At 67.7% G+C, this 16498-nt stretch carries 16 protein-coding genes; 13 read left to right on the top strand and 3 right to left on the bottom strand.

All coding sequences use genetic code 11. The features are described from left to right. Positions 1-130: 130 nt before the first annotated feature. The 4 genes from HDC31_RS18485 (at position 131) to bsh (ending at position 4535) form a co-directional block, all read left to right on the top strand. Complete coding sequence (locus HDC31_RS18485) at positions 131-1450, top strand: glycine betaine/L-proline ABC transporter ATP-binding protein (RefSeq protein WP_113680822.1); 1320 nt, start codon at positions 131-133, stop codon at positions 1448-1450. Beyond that, positions 1450-2451, top strand: a complete 1002-nt coding sequence (locus HDC31_RS18480; RefSeq protein ID WP_058630834.1) for a proline/glycine betaine ABC transporter permease — start codon at positions 1450-1452, stop codon at positions 2449-2451. The genes HDC31_RS18485 and HDC31_RS18480 overlap by 1 nt, the downstream gene beginning before the upstream one ends. 54 nt (positions 2452-2505) lie before the next feature. Then, the gene (locus HDC31_RS18475; protein WP_046748102.1) at positions 2506-3414 is read left to right on the top strand and encodes a glycine betaine ABC transporter substrate-binding protein; all 909 of its coding nucleotides are present in this window, start codon (positions 2506-2508) and stop codon (positions 3412-3414) included. Between the two features lie 143 nt (positions 3415-3557). Further along, a complete protein-coding gene (bsh, locus tag HDC31_RS18470) occupies positions 3558-4535 on the top strand; it encodes a choloylglycine hydrolase (protein WP_113680821.1) in 978 nt (325 codons plus the stop codon). A 40-nt stretch (positions 4536-4575) separates the two neighbouring features. Here bsh and HDC31_RS18465 read toward each other — a convergent pair whose 3' ends face one another. After that, complete coding sequence (locus HDC31_RS18465; protein ID WP_113680820.1) at positions 4576-5463, bottom strand: MurR/RpiR family transcriptional regulator; 888 nt, start codon at positions 5461-5463, stop codon at positions 4576-4578. Positions 5464-5566: 103 nt separating this feature from the next. On the opposite strand from HDC31_RS18465, the gene HDC31_RS18460 reads away from it, so the two are divergent. From HDC31_RS18460 to HDC31_RS18435, 6 genes are read left to right on the top strand one after another with little or no spacing between them, the layout of a single operon-like run. Further along, a complete protein-coding gene (locus HDC31_RS18460; RefSeq protein WP_046748104.1) occupies positions 5567-6751 on the top strand; it encodes an acyl-CoA--6-aminopenicillanic acid acyltransferase in 1185 nt (394 codons plus the stop codon). 34 nt (positions 6752-6785) lie between these two features. Then, the gene (locus HDC31_RS18455; RefSeq protein WP_046748105.1) at positions 6786-8429 is read left to right on the top strand and encodes an ABC transporter substrate-binding protein; all 1644 of its coding nucleotides are present in this window, start codon (positions 6786-6788) and stop codon (positions 8427-8429) included. Positions 8430-8434: 5 nt separating this feature from the next. Beyond that, positions 8435-9385, top strand: coding sequence for an ABC transporter permease (locus HDC31_RS18450; protein WP_029258835.1), 951 nt, complete (start codon positions 8435-8437; stop codon positions 9383-9385). After that, entirely contained in the window at positions 9382-10230 is an 849-nt protein-coding gene (locus HDC31_RS18445; protein ID WP_061017457.1) for an ABC transporter permease, read from the top strand. Before HDC31_RS18450 ends, HDC31_RS18445 begins: the two co-directional genes overlap by 4 nt. Positions 10231-10233: 3 nt before the next feature. Further along, a complete protein-coding gene (locus HDC31_RS18440) occupies positions 10234-11028 on the top strand; it encodes an ABC transporter ATP-binding protein (protein ID WP_179516403.1) in 795 nt (264 codons plus the stop codon). Next, positions 11025-11879 carry an ABC transporter ATP-binding protein gene (locus HDC31_RS18435; protein ID WP_046748107.1) on the top strand — a complete coding sequence of 285 codons (855 nt, stop codon included), beginning with the start codon at positions 11025-11027 and terminating at the stop codon, positions 11877-11879. Before HDC31_RS18440 ends, HDC31_RS18435 begins: the two co-directional genes overlap by 4 nt. A gap of 6 nt (positions 11880-11885) precedes the next feature. Here the strand turns inward: HDC31_RS18435 and HDC31_RS18430 are convergent, their stop codons facing one another. Beyond that, the gene (locus tag HDC31_RS18430; protein ID WP_181800691.1) at positions 11886-13154 is read right to left on the bottom strand and encodes a HAMP domain-containing sensor histidine kinase; all 1269 of its coding nucleotides are present in this window, start codon (positions 13152-13154) and stop codon (positions 11886-11888) included. A gap of 5 nt (positions 13155-13159) precedes the next feature. Then, entirely contained in the window at positions 13160-13828 is a 669-nt protein-coding gene (locus HDC31_RS18425; RefSeq protein ID WP_113680817.1) for a response regulator transcription factor, read from the bottom strand. A gap of 136 nt (positions 13829-13964) precedes the next feature. On the opposite strand from HDC31_RS18425, the gene HDC31_RS18420 reads away from it, so the two are divergent. Genes HDC31_RS18420 through HDC31_RS18410 form a run of 3 tightly spaced genes read left to right on the top strand, consistent with a single transcriptional unit; the run spans position 13965 to position 16482 of the window. Next, entirely contained in the window at positions 13965-14723 is a 759-nt protein-coding gene (locus HDC31_RS18420; RefSeq protein ID WP_058630822.1) for a hypothetical protein, read from the top strand. Then, positions 14720-15775: a peptidoglycan-binding protein gene (locus HDC31_RS18415; RefSeq protein WP_113680816.1), complete on the top strand. Its 1056-nt coding sequence runs from the start codon at positions 14720-14722 to the stop codon at positions 15773-15775. Before HDC31_RS18420 ends, HDC31_RS18415 begins: the two co-directional genes overlap by 4 nt. Continuing rightward, positions 15772-16482, top strand: a complete 711-nt coding sequence (locus HDC31_RS18410; RefSeq protein WP_179516402.1) for an ABC transporter ATP-binding protein — start codon at positions 15772-15774, stop codon at positions 16480-16482. The genes HDC31_RS18415 and HDC31_RS18410 overlap by 4 nt, the downstream gene beginning before the upstream one ends. The last annotated feature ends 16 nt before the right edge of the window (positions 16483-16498 follow it).

The raw sequence follows: 16498 nt of genomic DNA, 5'->3' as shown, positions 1-16498 counted from the left end.
TGCTCTATCGCGGTGGATCCGAAATCCGCCGTCCGTGCCGCCACAGCAGACATGTCGAACGGCCTTGAGGGGATCACCCGGGCGTAACCGAAGCAGGCTCAGCCACCCGAAGGCGAGCCGCAGGGGAAACGTGTCCGAAATCGCTCTCGAAGCGCGCAATCTGTACAAGGTTTTCGGTAAGAATCCGAACGCCGCCGTCCGTCGACTGAAGGCCGGTGAGAGCCGAACCGCCGTCGCGGATGCCGGCACCGCCGCGGTCATCGACGCCAGCTTCTCCGTGAACCGCGGGGAGATCTTCGTCATCATGGGCCTGTCGGGATCCGGCAAGTCCACCATCATCCGCATGCTCAACGGGCTGCATGACGTCACCGACGGCACCGTCACCGTGAACGGCGATCCCATCACCGGCATTCCGTCGTCGCGACTTCGCGCGATCCGTCGTGACCGCATCTCGATGGTGTTCCAGCACTTCGCTTTGCTGCCGCACCGTACGGTCGCCGCGAACGTCGCGTACCCGCTGGAGCTCAAGGGCACCCCGAAGGCCGAGCGCCTGGCGAAGGCGGAGGAGATCCTCTCGCTGGTCGGGCTCGAGGGCCAGGGTGAGAAGCTCCCGTCCGAGCTCTCGGGTGGCATGCAGCAGCGCGTCGGCATCGCCCGTGCGCTCGCCGCCGACAGCGACATCCTGCTGATGGACGAGGCGTTCAGCGCCCTCGACCCTCTGATCCGGCGCGAGATGCAGGAGCAGCTGCTCGAACTGCAGCAGAAGCTCCAGAAGACCATCGTGTTCATCACGCACGACCTGAACGAGGCCATGTTCCTCGGTGACCGCATCGCCGTGATGCGGGACGGCCGCATCGTGCAGATCGGCACACCCGAAGACATCCTGATGGACCCGGCCAACGACTACGTCGAGCAGTTCGTGCAGGACGTCGACCGTGCCCGCGTGCTCACCGCGGCCAACGTGATGGAGCGCCCGCGCCCCGTCGTGCCGCACACCGCGGGACCCCGCACCGCCCTGCGTCAGATGCGCGACGCCTACATGTCGGCCACGTACGTGGTCGGCAAGGACCGGCAGCTCATCGGTGTCGTCACCGACCGTGACGCGGTGAAGCTCGTGCGCAACGGTGCGACCACGCTCGACTCGATCATCAAGCCCGTGCTGCAGAGCGTGCGCGAGGACGACGTGCTCATGAACCTGTTCGTGCCGGCCGTCGAGTCTCCCCTGCCGCTCGCGGTCACGGATGCCGAAGGCCGTCTGGTCGGGGTGATCCCGCGAGTGACGCTGCTCGCCGCCCTCGGCCCCGGGCCCGGCGCGACCGAGGAGATCACGCTTCCGCTGATGCCGATGCCGCAGGCCGAGATCGATGCGGTGCTCGATGACGGGTGGACCGCCGACCCGGGCCCCTCGACAAGCTCAGGAGCCCAGGTCGAGACGGAGGAGGTGCGCTGATGGATGGCTTCCGCATCCCCGTGGGAACCTGGATCGAGTCCGTCGTCGACTGGGTCAAGGACAACCTCGACGGTCTGCTCGACGTGATCTCGTTCGTGATGAGCTTCCTCGTCGACGGCCTCACGAGCATCCTGCTCGCCCCGAACTTCGTGGTCATCATCGTGATCGCCGCGCTCATCGCCTGGGTCGTGCGCTCGTGGCAGCTCGCGATCGGCACGGTCGTGTCGTTCGGACTGATCGTCGGGATGGACCTGTGGGTTCCCGCGATGCAGACCCTGGCGCTCGTGCTCGTCGCCGCCATCATCGCGGTGCTGATCGCCGTGCCGCTGGGCATCTGGTCGGCGCGCAACGCCACCGTCCGCGCCGTGCTCAAGCCCGTGCTCGACTTCATGCAGACCATGCCGGCCTTCGTGTACCTGATCCCGGCGATCGTGTTCTTCGGCATCGGCGTGGTGCCCGGCCTCGTGGCGACTGTGATCTTCGCCCTGCCCCCAGGTGTGCGTCTGACCGAGCTGGGCATCCGCGGTGTCGACTCCGAGACCGTCGAGGCCGGTCAGGCGTTCGGCGCGAAGCCGGGCCAGATCCTCCGCGGCATCCAGCTTCCGCTCGCGATGCCGACCATCATGGCCGGCGTCAACCAGGTCATCATGCTCGCCCTGTCGATGGCGGTCATCGCCGGAATGGCGGGGGCGGACGGCCTCGGGAAGATGGTGGTCGAGGCGATCTCGACCATCAACATCCCCAAGGGCGTCGAGGCCGGCCTCGGTGTCGTGTTGATCGCGGTCTTCCTCGACCGGGTCACCGCGGCGCTGGGAGCTCCGGGCGAGAACCGCTCGTCGCTGCTCGGCATGCTCGCACGGCGTCGCACCCCGCGCGGAAACGGTGGCGGAACAGCATCCGCTCCTACTCCTGAGGTCTCGGAGCAGCAGGACGCCGCAGCTGCGGCGGAACGCGCCGAGGTCGCGCCGCGACGCAACGCCGTCGGCGGCGGAGTGCGCTGAAAGCTCCACCCCTACGGAACAACACCCATACGGAACGCAAGAGAGAGAAATCACATGAAGAAGAAGATCCTCGCAATCACCGCACTCGGCGCCGCAGCCGCGCTCACCCTCGCGGGCTGCAGCAGCGACGGCGCCGGTGGCACGGGCGGCGGCGACGGCAGCGGCGACGACAAGGGCACCATCACGCTGGGCTTCCTGCCCTCGTGGACCGATGGGCTGAGCACCGCCTACCTGCTGCAGGACCAGCTCGAGAAGATCGGCTACACGGTCGAGATGAAGACGCTCACCGAGGCAGGCCCGCTCTACACCGGGCTCGCCCAGGGCGACGTCGACATCTATCCTTCGGCGTGGCCGGAACTCACCCACGCCTCCTACATGGAGAAGTACGGTGACGACATCGAAGACCTCGGCAAGTACTACGAGAACGCCAAGCTCACCCTCGCGGTTCCGGAGTACTCCGAGCTGAACTCGATCGAAGACCTCGTGGGCAAGGGCGGCGAGTTCGACGGCAAGATCTACGGCATCGAGCCGGGCGCGGGCCTCACCGCCCAGACGCAGAAGATGATGCCCGAGTACGGTCTCGACGGCGAGTACGAGCTCGTCACCTCGTCGACCGCGGCGATGCTCACCGAGCTGAAGACCGCGACCGACAAGCAGGAGGACATCGTCGTGACGCTGTGGCGTCCGTTCTGGGCCAACGACGCCTTCCCCGTGAAGGACCTCGAGGACCCGAAGGGTGCGATGGGCAAGGCCGAGGGCCTGCACTTCCTGGGCACCGACGGCTTCGCCGAGGAGTTCCCCGAGGCCGCCGAGCTGATCGAGAAGATCAAGCTCGACGACGAGCAGTACGGTGCGCTCGAAGACCTCGTGGTCAACGAGTACGGCGAGGGCAAGGAAGCCGACGCGGTCGACGAGTGGCTGAAGCAGTACGGTGACCAGTTCGACTGGACCGTCACCAGCTGACACCGCTCCCGCTTCACGAAGGAGGGTCTCCCGCGCCGGGAGGCCCTCCTTCGCGCTTGCGTCACCCCCCTTACGCTGGGCGACCACGAGTGCGACCATGGCCGTTCGAGGACCCGACCGGGCCCCGGAACGGAGAGGGAACGATGTGCACAGGACTGAGCTTCACCACCGTCGACCACTACTTCGGGAGAAATCTCGATCTCGAGTTCTCGTACAACGAGACGGTCACCATCACGCCGAGGAACTTCTCGTTCCCGTTCCGCCGACTCGCGTCCATGCCTACGCATCACGCGATCATCGGCATCGCGACGATCTCGGACGGGTACCCGCTGTACTACGACGCGGTCAATGAGAAGGGGCTCGGTATGGCCGGGCTCAACTTCCCCGACAACGCGTACTACCCGGCGGAGGATTCCGAGGCGACCAACGTCACCCCCTTCGAGTTCATCCCGTGGGTCTTGGGGCAGTTCGACTCCGTGGCGCAGGTGAAGGAAGCGCTGGAGACCGTGAACCTCGCCGACATCTCGTTCAGCGCGCAGTTCCCGCTGTCGCCGCTGCACTGGATCATCTCGGACGGTGCGGCCTCGATCACGGTGGAGAGCGTCCATGACGGCCTGAAGGTGTACGACAATCCCTGGGGCGTTCTCACCAACAATCCCACGTTCGACATCCAGAGCTTCCGGCTGAACGACTACATGCATCTGTCGACCCGGCAGCCGCAGAACACGTTCGCCCCTGACGTGCCTCTGGATACCTACAGCCGGGGGATGGGCGGGATGGGTCTCCCCGGGGACCTGTCGTCGTCATCACGATTCGTGAAGGCGGTGTTCACGCGGATGAACTCCGTTTCGGGGAGCTCCGAGTCGGAGTCGATCAGCCAGTTCTTCCAGATCCTCGGCTCCGTCGCCCAGCAGCGCGGATGCGTGCAAGTGGGCGACGAGGAGAAGTACGAGATCACCATCTACTCGTCATGCTGCAACGCCGACAAGGGGATCTACTACTACACGACCTATGAGAACAGCCAGATCACCGGGGTCGACATGCACCGTGAGGACCTCGATGGCTCCGAGTTGGTCGCCTACCCGCTCGTCGAAGGGCAGCAGATCGCCATGCAGAACTGACGTATGACCGGAGCCGTGTGAGGGGGCAGGGGCCGGGGGGTCAGTAACCCAGTCGTGCCCGAACGTCGTTGAGCAGCTGCGAAGAGCGCAATGCCGCATCGGGCGCGACAGCGGAGATGCCCTGGACCAGTACGTCTGAGATGAGGATCGCCGAGAGGCTCTCGGAGGTCAGTCCTGTGGGGGTGTGGGGTGCGGTCAGGATCGCGTCGACACGGGAGGAGAGCCTCTCGTGGAGCTCGTCGGTCACGAGGATGACGCCGGCGCCCATCAACTGTGCGTGGTCCAGGAGTACATCGATGTCGCGGGTGACCCGTCCAGGCGCGAAGATGACGAGGACGTCCTTCGCCTCGAGGTTCAGGACCTCGTCTGCGAGACGGAATCCGTCGGTGCTGAGCCGCCGAGTGGAGAGTCCCGTCCGTCGTAGGCGCAGTGCGAGGTTGTCAGCGGCGGTCCCGGAGGCGCCGAGGCCGTAGCAGTAGATGCTCTCGGCGCGCATGAGCAGCGTGATGGCGGCGGAATACGCAGCGTCGTCGTTCGAGCTGCGTGCGAGTTCGATGAGCGACGCCGCCTCATCCCAGGTCTCCTGCTGGATGCGGGCGAGGTCCTGGCCGATGTGCTCGATGCGGGTCTTGAGGCGCACCTCGGGCGAGACGCTGCTCGAGAACGGAGCGGCCACCTCCTGCTTCAGATGTGAGAGCCCCGAGTATCCGAGCTTCTGCAGGGTGCGCACGACGGAGGCGTTCGAGGTGCCGCTCTGGGTGCCCAGTTCGGCGGCGCTCGCATAGAGGATGTGCTCAGTTGACGTCGATGAGAGCACGCGACAGACGGCACGTTCGGATTTCGAGAGGTCGTTCCACGTCCTGGCGATGCGCGCGCGGAGGCCGGAGAGCGCAGGGTTCTCTGTATCGCTTGTTACAAACGGTTCCATTGCTGTATCATTCTGTTCGAGAGGCGCATCATCCGTAACGGATGATTCAATCATCCCGGGTGCAACCTCATTGCGCAACAGGCGCACCTGACAGGGAGGTCATATGGCGGCCATGACACCGATCCGCACCATCGAGATCAGTGGGGCGCCCCGCGAGCGCGGGCGCCGATACGGCGAGGCCGCCGCCGACCTCATCGCCGGCTCGATCGAGTACTACACGGAAGCGCTGACCCAACAGACCGGCATGAGCTGGGCCGGGATCACGGATTCCGTCTCGCGATGGGTTCCGATCAGCGAGCAGATCGCGCCGCACCTCGTCGAGGAGATGCGGGGGATCGCGGAGGGGGCGGGTGTCGCCTTCGCCGAGATCGTCACGCTGAACGTGCGCGGCGAGTTCGTCTACGACCACCAGGGACCGTCGCGAGTCACGAGGACCGCGGCCCGTGCCGCCGACGACGAGCGCGACGACGCCGTCGACGGCTGCACGTCGTTCTTCCTGACAGGTGAGGGCAGCGGCACCGGGCACACGCTCGTCGGGCAGAACTGGGACTGGCGCACGCGCACCGCGGGAACGACCCTCATCGTCCGCGTCGTGCAGGATCCGCTTCCCACGGTGATCATGCAAGTGGAAGCCGGGCAGGTGGGACGCCACGGTGCCAACTCCGCCGGTATCTCGCTGAACGCCAACGGCCTCGGGGGGAGCTTCGGGGCGGCGGTCGGCGTGCCGCAGACCCTGATCCGCCGGCTCGTGCTCGATCAGGGCGATATCGCGAGCGCGCTCAGGATGCTGGTCAAGACCCGTCCCCATATCGCGAGCAATGCGCTCCTCGCCGACCGCAGCGGATTCGGCATCGACCTCGAGACCACGCCGAGCGGCGTGGACTGGATCTATCCCGAACGCGGCGTGATCGCGCACACCAACCACTTCCAGGCTTCCGTGCCGCCGCAGCTCGCCGGGTCCTACCTTCCGGTGGCAGCGGATTCGCTGCTTCGTCTGCCGCGTGTCCAGGCCGGGCTGGCGGCGGTCGCTCGTGCGGAGAACCCCGAACACAGCTACGCGCTCGTGCGTGAGGCGATGTCGGATCACCTCGGCTTCCCCGAGGGCGTCTGCACACATCCGCATCCCGACTCCCCCTCGGTGAAGCAGTGGTCGACGCTCCTCTCGAGCTGTGTCGACCTCACCACCGGCGAATACCGCGTCGCGAACGGATTCCCCTGCGAAACCGAGTACGAGGTGCTGCCCTGGAATCTCTACGACGGCCCGCACGACGAACTCCCCTCCCCCTGACCGACAGATTGAGAACCCGAGGAGATAGCGTTCAATGAAGAAGCAGCATCACCCCATCACCGTGACGATCGGCGTGCTCGCCGCCTCGGCATTCGTGCTCGCCGGCTGCAGTTCGGGGTCGAAGGGCGAAGACGGCGACGCCGCCCTCGACGTGCCTTTCGGTGCGACGACACCCGCCGCCTCCGGCCCGCTCGAGAGCGTGACGTGGATGCTCGGCGGCGAGCCGACGACACTCGATGCCGACATCGATGCCACCACCGCCGACGACACGGTTCTCGCGAACGTCTGCGACCGGCTCATGCAGGTGCAGCCCGACCTGACCCTCGGTCCCGGGCTGGCATCGGACGCCGAGTGGACCGACGACACCCATCTCGTCTTCACCATCAGGCAGGGGGCGCTGTTCCACGACGGCAGCCCCGTGAGCACGGCGGACGTCGTGTGGAGCATGCAGCGCCACTCCGAGGACGGTGCCGCCGAATCCGACGAGTACCGGAACGTGGTCTCGATCGAGCAGACCGGCACCGACCAGATCACTGTCACGACATCGCAGCCGGATGCGATTCTGCTCCAGGCGATGGCGGGCGACGGCGGTATCGTCTGGAACCCGCGCGTCATCGAAGCCGAAGGGGAGGACTTCGGCAGCCCCGGCTCCGCCTCCGCGTGCAGCGGGCCGTACCAGGTGACGTCGTGGGACGCGGGGTCGCAGCTCACCATCACCAGGTTCCCCGAGTACTGGAACTCCGACGTCGATGCCCTCACGGACGAGGTCGTCTTCCGATGGGCCGACGAGACCGCGATAGCCAACTCGGTCACGACGGGCGAGGCCCAGGGGTCGTTCCTCGAGAACGCCGGCGCCGCGCGGAGTTTCATCGGGAGCGCGGACGTGTCCGTCTATCAAGGCCCGTCGACGAACGCGTGGGTGCTCGAGACGACCGATCGCGGCGCACTGACGGATGAGCGCATCCGGCAGGCCCTCTCGCTCGCCCTCGACCGGACCGGCGTCGCCACGGCTGCCTTCGGCGGTCTCGCCCAGCCGTGGAAGACACCCGTCGGTTCGGGAGCCTGGGGATACGAGGCCGACACCTTCGAGCAGGCCTACGACGCTCTCGAGGGCGCGCCCGCGAAGCCGAGCGAGGCCGATCTCGCGGCGGCCGAGGACCTGATCGCCGAGGCCGGCGCCCCTTCCGCCCCGATCGTCGTCGCCTCGAACGGCTCCTCGACGCACAACGTGATCGCGAATGCGCTGGTCGCCGCGGCGCAATCGATCGGGCTCGAGGCGGAGATCACCGTGATCCCGCAGGTGCAGTACGGCGACTTCTACTCCGACCCCGACCTCCGAGGCCAGGCCGATCTGTGGCCCGACGAGTACTACATCTCGAAGAACGACCCCCTCGGCTTCTACAAGAACGGCGCGTCCGATGCGAGCGTGAACTTCGGCGTCTTCTCCGACCCGGAATACGATGCGCTCGTCGACGAGGGCTACGCCGCGACGGATGACGTCGAGCGCGCCGAGATCACGACAGAGCTGCAGAAGCGCTGGGTGGAGCACGCGGTGTGGATCCCGGTCGTCGCGACGCCGTCGACGCTCATCATGTCGAAGGCGGTCACGGGTGTCCCCGCCTCTGCAGCGTTCATCTACTACCCGTGGGCCGTCGATCTCGGCAGCGCGAAGGGGTAGTCACGATGCCATTCGCGCTCCGCAAGCTCGCCGGCATGGTCTTCACGCTGGTGATCGCCTCCTTCATCATCTTCGCTGCGATGTACGCAGCGCCGGGTGACCCGGTCACGTTCCTCATCGGCAACCCCGAGAACCTGACGCCGGAGCGGATCGCGAGCGTCCGGGCCCAGTACCACCTGGACGAGCCGATGCTCGTCCAGTACTGGCACTGGGCCTCCGGAGTCCTCACCGGCGACTTCGGACAGTCGTTCCAGTACCACCAGCCCGTGAGCGCGCTCCTGGCGGCGAGGGTGCCCATCACCCTGTCGCTCGTCGCCTACGCGGCCGTCGTGCTCACGGTCGTCGGCATCGGCCTCGGCATCGTCGCGGCCGTGCGCCGAGGAAAGGCGGCCGATACCGCCATCATCGGATTCACGACTCTCGCAGCGAGCATCCCCTCCTTCGTGCTCGGAATCGCCTTCGTCGCGTTCTTTGCCGTGGAACTGCGATGGTTCCCCGTGGCAGGTGCGGGTTCCGCTGGACTCGATCGTCTGTATGCGCTCACGCTCCCGGCGCTCACCCTCGCCATCACCGCGCTCGCCATCGTGAGCCGCGTGACACGACAGTCCATGATCGAGCAGTTCTCCTCGGAACACGTCGAGGCCGCCCGAGCCTCGGGTCTCCGCGAGCGGTACATCGTGCGCGATCATGTCCTGCGCGGGGCCTGGGGCCCCATCATCACCATGGTCGCGCTCGTCATCGCGAGCATGATCGCCGGAACGGTCGCGGTCGAGACGGTGTTCGGGATCTCCGGCGTCGGCTCGCTCCTCGTCGACGCGATCAACACGCACGACTTCCCGGTGGTGCAGGCGGTGCTCCTGTTCATGGTCGTCGCCTACATGATCGTCACGACGATCGTCGATCTGCTCCTTCCCGTGCTCGACCCCCGTATCCGACGAAGGACGGTGTCCGCATGACCTCCGTGCTCCTCCCACGGGTGCGCCGCCGTCGGCGCTCCGGATCCGACGTCGGGTTCTGGATCTCCTGCGGCCTCCTCGCGCTCATCGCGGTCGCGGCAGCTTTCGCCCCGCTCCTCGCCCCCTACGAGGCCGACAGCGTCGACTTCGGAGCGATCTGGGAAGGGCCGAGCGCACAGCACCTGCTCGGCACGGACCAGCTCGGGCGCGACCTCTTCTCCCGGCTTCTCATCGGAGCGGGTGAGACACTCGTCGGACCGGTCGTGCTGCTCGCGCTCGCCACCGTGCTCGGGGTGGCGATCGGTGTCCTGGCGGCGTGGCGAGGCGGATGGATCGATACGGTCCTGGCCCGCGTGACCGACGTCATGTTCGCGTTCCCCGGACTGCTCTTCGTCGTGCTCGTCATCGCCGTGTTCGGCAAGGGACCGGCCACGGCGATCGTGGCGCTCGCGCTCGCATACGCGCCGGTCATCGCGAAGTACACGCGCAGCCTGGCTCTGAGCGAGATGACGCGGCCCTACATCGACGCGTACCGGGTTCAGGGGCTCGGCGGCCTGACGATCTGCGTGCGCGGAGTCATCCCGAATCTGCTCCCTCCGCTCGTCGGGTATCTCGTCGTCCTCTTCGGCGAAGCCCTCATGAGTCTCGCGACGCTCAGCTTTCTCGGGTTCGGGGCGCAGCCTCCGAGCTCGGAGTGGGGCCTGATGGTCCAGGAGGGGCAACCCGGAATCATCCAGGGGGAGTTCCTTCCCACGCTCGTCCCCGGTGCCGCCATCGCCATCGTCGTCATCGCGGTGAACGTCGCCGGGGTGCGCGTGGCCGACCGACTGCTTGCGAAGGGATGAATGATGCTCCTCGACATACAGGACCTTGATCTGGCGTTCGGCGAAGGCGACGACGCGGTTCGGATCCTCACCGGCGTCAGCCTCGTGGTGGACCGCGGCGAGCTCGTCGGGCTCGTCGGGGAGTCGGGCTCGGGCAAGTCGACGACGGCGCGCGCGGCCCTCGCCCTCTACGGCGATGAGGCGACGATCGCGGGGAGCATCCGCGTCGACGGGACCCAGATGGTGGCGGCCGATGAGAAGACCCGGCGGCGCGTGCGCTCCGAATCCGTCTCGCTGGTGCAGCAGGATCCGCGTTCCGCGCTCAACCCCGTGCGTCGCATCGGGGATTCACTCGCCGAACGACTCGTCCGCGTGCACGGCTGGCGACGGGGCCGCGCCGAGGCGCATATCGTCCAGCTCCTCGCCGCGGTGGGACTCACCCACCCGGAGCGGCGAATGCGACAGTACCCGCATGAGCTCTCGGGCGGCATGCTCCAGCGCGTGGTCATCGCTTCCGCATTGAGCACCGATCCCGCGCTCCTGCTCGCCGATGAGGCGACGAGTGCGCTCGACGTGACGACGCAGGCCGAGATCATCGCGATCTTCCAACGGCAGATCCGCGACCGTGGTCTCGGCATGCTCTTCATCACCCACGACCTGGCTCTGGCCGGGGCGATCTGCGATCGGATCCATGTCCTGCGCCAGGGCGAGATCGTCGAGACGCTCACGAAGCCGGGGCTCTTCGCGGACGCGGTTCATCCGTACACGCTCTCGCTGATCGCCGCGGCCCCTGTACTCGACACGAAGGAGGCGTCATGAGTCTGGTGGAGGTCTCCGAGCTGTATCGGGCCTTTCGGATGGGTCCGGGATCCGAGCGCGTCGTCGCGGTGAACAACGTGAGCTTCGCCATCGAGTCGGGTGAGGCGCTCGGCCTCGTCGGTGAGTCGGGCTCGGGCAAATCGACGATCGCTCGGATCCTCGTGGGTCTGGAACGCGCCGACGCGGGGTCCGCGGTGATCGACGGCGTCGACCGCCTCAGTCGACCGCGCGGCAGAGCCGAGCGTCTTGCGAGGGCTCGTGCGGTGCAGATGGTGTTCCAGGATCCGAACGGGTCGCTCGATCGACGGCTGACCGTGCGCGAGGCGCTGCGGCGAACCCTGAGGCTGCGGGAGCAGGGCACGGGGTCGCACCCCGACCGCACGATCGGCGAACTGCTGGATCGCGTGCGGCTCACCGAGCGGCACGCTGACGCGAAGCCCCATGAGCTGTCGGGCGGTCAGCGACAGCGCGTCGCGATCGCGCGCGCCCTGGCGGTGTCTCCCCGTCTCGTCGTGCTCGACGAGGCGGTGTCCGCACTCGATGTCTCCGTGCAGGCGCAGGTGCTCGAACTCCTCGCCGAGATCCAGCGGGAGTCGGGGGTGAGCTATCTGTTCGTCAGTCACGACCTCGCCGTCATCGGCGAGCTCTGCTCCCGCGTGCTCGTGCTGTTCCGCGGCACGGTCGTCGAACACGGAGAGACCGGCCAGGTGCTGCGAAGCCCGCAGCACCCGTACTCGCAGCTCCTCATCGCCTCGACCCCCGGTCCGGGGTGGGACCCGGAGCGGGTCGTGCAGGACCGGATGACGTTTACGCAGCGCATGGAGGTCGTCGGTCGGGGCGACCGGAAGTAGGCCGGGTCAGAGCGGGAGGACGATCGCGGCGATCAGGCCGCCGCCTTTACGGGCGCGCAGGCGCACCTCGCCGCCATGGGTCTTGGCGATGCTCTGCACGATCGCGAGTCCCAGCCCGGTGCCGTCCGGGCCGGCCGAGGTGCGACTCGCATCGCCGCGGTAGAACGGCTCGGTGAGCAGCTGCACGGTGGCAGGGGTGATCTGCGCCCCGGTGTTCTCGATCTCGATGACGGCTCGTCCGCGTTCCCGTCGGGAGCGCACCCACAGCTCACCGCCGGGCACGTTGTGGCGGATGCCGTTCTCGAGCAGGTTGCGCACGGCCCTGGCCAGCAGCACCGCATCGCCCTCGACCGTGAGGTCGCGCAGGTTCGTGTGCACCTCGATCTCCTGGGCGTCGAGGTCGTCGACCTGGTCTTCGATGAGCGTGCGCAGCTCCACCGGTTCGACCTCTTCCAGGCCGGTGCGGGCACGCGCGAGGGCGAGCAGCGCCGTGATGAGCCGCTCACTCTGCTCGGTCGCCCGCAGTGCCCGCTGCATGTTGGCCTGCAGGTCCGCCGGCACCGCTCCCTGTTCGAGGGGGATCTCCAGCGCAGTGCGCGTCGTCGTCAGCGGGGTGCGCAGTTCGTGCGAGGCGTTCGCCACGAAGCGGTCCTGGGCGGTGAACGCCGACTGCAGCCGGTCGAGCATCCCGTCGATCGTGTCGCCCAGCTCCTTGATCTCGTCGTCGGGCCCCGGCAGAGCGAGGCGTCGGCCGAGGTCGCGTTCGGAGATGTCGCGCGCGGCGGCCGTGACCTCTCCGATGCGGTCCAGCGAGCGGCGCGCGAGCCAGAACGCGATCGCGGCGGCCACCCCGGTGAAGGCCACGAGCACGACCACCGACCACAGCAGCAGCCCGTTGCCCACCTCGTCGGCGAGGAAGCTCGACTGCTGCAGCACCGCGCCTTCCACGGCGTCGAAGGTCAGGGTCTGGGACGGCACCGCGAGCTGCGCGTCGATGGATCCGACGTAGTACCCGCAGCCGGTGCTGGCCTGGCCCCAGAGGACGCTGCTGCTGTCGGGGAGCGGAGTCACCTCGCTGACGTCGGGTCCATCGGTCGCGCTCGACCCCTCGCCGACCTGCAGGACCGCCGCCATCGGGAGGCAACTGGCCTCGGTGGTGGTGATGGCCGTGGAGAACAGCTGTTGCACCACGAGGTACTGCACGGTGAGCAGGGCGGCACCGGCCGCGATGAAGACCGCGGTGATGATGATCACCAGTCGGGTGCGGAAGCTCATACGTCTCATGCGGTCGTCCCCACTCGATAGCCGTGTCCTGCCGCGGAGTGGATCACCTCGGGCGAGCCGAGTTTGCGTCGGAGCGTGTGCACCACGATCTTGACCACACCGCGTGTGCGCTCCTGTGGTTCGTCCCACACCTCGTCGAGGAGGTCGTCCGCGCTGACGTAGCCGCCCTCCGCGGCGAGAAGCGTCTCGAGCACCCCGAATTCCTTGAGCGTCAGCCGGATCGGGCTGCCGTCGCGCTCCACGATGCGTCGAGCGCTGTCGAGGCGCACTCCGGCGAACTCCTGCACGGCACTCGTGCGCGCAGATCCGCCACGACGGCCGAGCGCTCGGATGCGGGCCAGCAGCTCCACGTACGCGAACGGCTTGGCGAGGTAGTCGTCGGCGCCGAGGTCGAGGCCCTCGACACGGTCGTTCAGGGTCCCTGCGGCCGTGAGCATCAGGATGCGTGCCGGATACTCCTGCGCGACCAGAGTGCGGCACACCGCGTCGCCGCTCAGCACCGGCAGGTCGCGGTCGAGCACGATCACGTCGACGTCGTTCGAGGCCGCGGAGGTCAGGGCTGCGGCTCCGTCGCGGGCGACCTCCACCAGGTAGCCCTCGCGGCGCAGGCCGTCGGCGAGCGTGTCGGCCAGGTCGGCCTCGTCTTCCACCAGCAGCAGTCGCATGGCACCTCCGTCATCCGAGGGTGCGTGTGCCGCGGTTAGTTTCCGGTTAGGCGCCGTCATACCGACAGCAAACCACCGCCTCCGTAGAACTGACCGCACGTCGCGGATGAGCTGCGACCGCGAGAAAGGGAACCTCATGTTCGATTCGAGAGCAGTCCGATCGTGGGCGGCGATCCCCGCTGTCTTCGCACTCTTCACGCTCGCCGCGTGCAGCGCACCATCGGGAGACGACAAGGCGAAGGACGGGGCCAACGATGCGGCGGCCGCCCGGTTCGTGACCTGCCTCACCGAGGAGGGGCAGACCGCGAAGATCGTCGAGGGGGGACAGGTGGGGATGCTGATGCCCGACGGTCCCGCGAGCGGCACCTCGACGGGCGGCATGATGTCGGTCGAAGCGGGCTCGGGCGACGACGAGGACCTCGCCATGACGATGGTCTTCTCGGACGACGACGGTACGTGGCTCGCATCGACTGCGGCATCGGGCTACCCGGAGGAGGGCGGGCAGCGCGCCGCGTGGGAGACCTGTGAAGAGAAGGTCCCCGAGTTCACGCAGCCGAAGCCCGACATCTCGGACTCCGGAGCGCAGACGCAGATGATCTCGCCGGAGGAGATCATCGAGTCCGGTCTCGCCTTCGCCTCCTGCGCCAGAAAGAACGGCTTCGCCGACTTCGCCGACCCCGATGCTGACGGCATGCTCACCCTGCCGAAGGGGATCAGTGAAGACGAGGCGCGCACGCTTCTCGAAGCCTGCGCGGACACCACGGGCGACATGCCCCCGATGTTCACACAGGAGAGCATCGAAGCCGTCGACTTCGACTGGTTCGCGGTGATGAGCGAGTACTTCGAGGGCATGGTCTCCGCCGCCACCGTCCTTCCGTCGAAGGACGACGAATGAGCCGCCGGCTGACCAAGGTGCTCGTCCCGGTCGGAGTGCTGCTCGTGGCGGCCGCCGTGACCGTGGCCGTGCTGCAGCCCTGGAGCTCGGTGGCCGAGTCACCGGATGAGGAGAAGGCGCCGGTGACGGTCGACGCGGAGCTCACCACGCTCACCTCCGATCTGCGCCTCAACGGAACCCTGAGCTACGGGGCGTCGGTCGCCCTGCCGGGCCGTGCCGGCACGATCACCCGCCTGCCGGCGGCGGGGGAGCAGATCGGCGTCGGCCAGGCGATCTACGAGGTCGACGGGAAGCCGGTGATCGCGATGCGCGGCGATCGTCCGTTCTGGCGCGACCTCGGCGTCGGCGTCGAGAAGGGCCCCGACGTCCGTCAACTGGAGCAGGCGCTCGCCGATCTCGGATTCGGCAAGAACATGACGATCGACGACGAGTTCACCGCGGTCACCGAGACCAACGTCAAGGCCTGGCAGAAGTCGCTCGGGGTGCCGCAGGACGGCATCGTGAAGCTGGGTGACATCGTCGCGATCAGCGCCGCGTCCGTGCGGGTGGAGTCGGTCACGGCGAAGCTGGGAGACCCGGCGGGGTCGAGTCCGCTCAGTTACACGAGCACGACGCTGCGCGTGGTCGCCAAGCTGACGGATGCACAGGCGCGCGAGATCCTGCCCGCCACGAAGGTGACCGTGATCCTGCCGGACGGGACGGAGGCGCCGGCGACCGTGACCGCCGTCGACCCCGGCGGGCAGCCGACCGAGAAGGAGGGCGAGACCACTCCGCCCACCGCAGACGTCGAGTTCGACGACCCGGCCGTCGCCGAGGGCATCGGGCTGCGCGCGGTCAAGATCGTGTTCGCGACGTCGGAGGTGAAGGATGCTCTGGTCGTGCCGGTCACAGCCCTGGTGGCGACGACCGACGGCGGCTACGCGGTCGACGTGCTGCGCAAGGGCGGAAAGGTCGAACGCGTCGCCGTCGAGGTCGGACTGATCGCCGACACCAAGGTGCAGGTCACGGGCGGAGAACTCGCCGCCGGCGATGCCGTGGTGGTGGCGCAATGAGCCCGGACACGGTGGTCGAGCTCGTCGACGTGATCAAGGAGTACCCGGGCAACCCGCCGCTGCGCGTGCTGCATGGCATGAGCCTCGCGATCGAGAGCGGTGAGCTGGTGGCCGTGGTCGGAGCCTCGGGATCGGGCAAGAGCACGATGCTCTCGATCATGGGCACCCTCGACGACCCCACGAGCGGCACCGTGCTGATCGATGGGACCGACGCCGCGGCTCTGCCCGAACGCGAGCGTGCCGTGCTGCGCGCTCGCCGCATCGGCTTCGTGTTCCAGCAGTTCTTCCTCCTGCCCGCACTGAGCGCGCTCGACAACGTCGCGCTCGGTCTGCTCTACTCCGGCGTGCCGTCGGCGGAGCGTTCCACTCGGGCGGCCGCAGCGCTGGAGCGGGTGGGCCTCGGCGCGCGCATGAAGCACAGACCCGGTCAGCTGTCCGGCGGTGAGCAGCAGCGCGTGGCGATAGCCAGGGCGATCGTCGGCGCTCCGTCGGTGCTGTTCGCCGATGAGCCGACAGGTGCGCTCGACTCGACGACGGGCGATCGCATTCTCGAACTGCTCACCTCGATCGCCGATTCCGGCACGGCCGTCGTGATCATCACGCACGATCCGCACATCGCCGAGCGCACGCAGCGGCAGGTCGGCATCCACGATGGCCGGATCGTGAGAGACACCGGCTCGCGCGTGAAGGAAGAGGTCGCCGCATGAGACGCAGAGGGGAGCG

Source organism: Microbacterium sp. JAI119 (assembly GCF_013410135.1).
GTDB classification, from domain to species: Bacteria; Actinomycetota; Actinomycetes; order Actinomycetales; family Microbacteriaceae; genus Microbacterium; species Microbacterium oxydans.
The sequence above is the reverse complement of the archived record's forward strand: the minus strand, read 5'-3'. Positions and strand labels throughout refer to the sequence as shown.

Coding starts and splice junctions, on each gene's coding strand:
- HDC31_RS18480 (WP_058630834.1), top strand. CDS start 1,450: ATGGATGGCTTCCGCATCCCCGTGGGAACCTGGATCGAGTCCGTCGTC.
- HDC31_RS18475 (WP_046748102.1), top strand. CDS start 2,506: ATGAAGAAGAAGATCCTCGCAATCACCGCACTCGGCGCCGCAGCCGCG.
- bsh (WP_113680821.1), top strand. CDS start 3,558: ATGTGCACAGGACTGAGCTTCACCACCGTCGACCACTACTTCGGGAGA.
- HDC31_RS18465 (WP_113680820.1), bottom strand. CDS start 5,463: ATGGAACCGTTTGTAACAAGCGATACAGAGAACCCTGCGCTCTCCGGC.
- HDC31_RS18460 (WP_046748104.1), top strand. CDS start 5,567: ATGGCGGCCATGACACCGATCCGCACCATCGAGATCAGTGGGGCGCCC.
- HDC31_RS18455 (WP_046748105.1), top strand. CDS start 6,786: ATGAAGAAGCAGCATCACCCCATCACCGTGACGATCGGCGTGCTCGCC.
- HDC31_RS18450 (WP_029258835.1), top strand. CDS start 8,435: ATGCCATTCGCGCTCCGCAAGCTCGCCGGCATGGTCTTCACGCTGGTG.
- HDC31_RS18445 (WP_061017457.1), top strand. CDS start 9,382: ATGACCTCCGTGCTCCTCCCACGGGTGCGCCGCCGTCGGCGCTCCGGA.
- HDC31_RS18440 (WP_179516403.1), top strand. CDS start 10,234: ATGCTCCTCGACATACAGGACCTTGATCTGGCGTTCGGCGAAGGCGAC.
- HDC31_RS18435 (WP_046748107.1), top strand. CDS start 11,025: ATGAGTCTGGTGGAGGTCTCCGAGCTGTATCGGGCCTTTCGGATGGGT.
- HDC31_RS18430 (WP_181800691.1), bottom strand. CDS start 13,154: ATGAGCTTCCGCACCCGACTGGTGATCATCATCACCGCGGTCTTCATC.
- HDC31_RS18425 (WP_113680817.1), bottom strand. CDS start 13,828: ATGCGACTGCTGCTGGTGGAAGACGAGGCCGACCTGGCCGACACGCTC.
- HDC31_RS18420 (WP_058630822.1), top strand. CDS start 13,965: ATGTTCGATTCGAGAGCAGTCCGATCGTGGGCGGCGATCCCCGCTGTC.
- HDC31_RS18415 (WP_113680816.1), top strand. CDS start 14,720: ATGAGCCGCCGGCTGACCAAGGTGCTCGTCCCGGTCGGAGTGCTGCTC.
- HDC31_RS18410 (WP_179516402.1), top strand. CDS start 15,772: ATGAGCCCGGACACGGTGGTCGAGCTCGTCGACGTGATCAAGGAGTAC.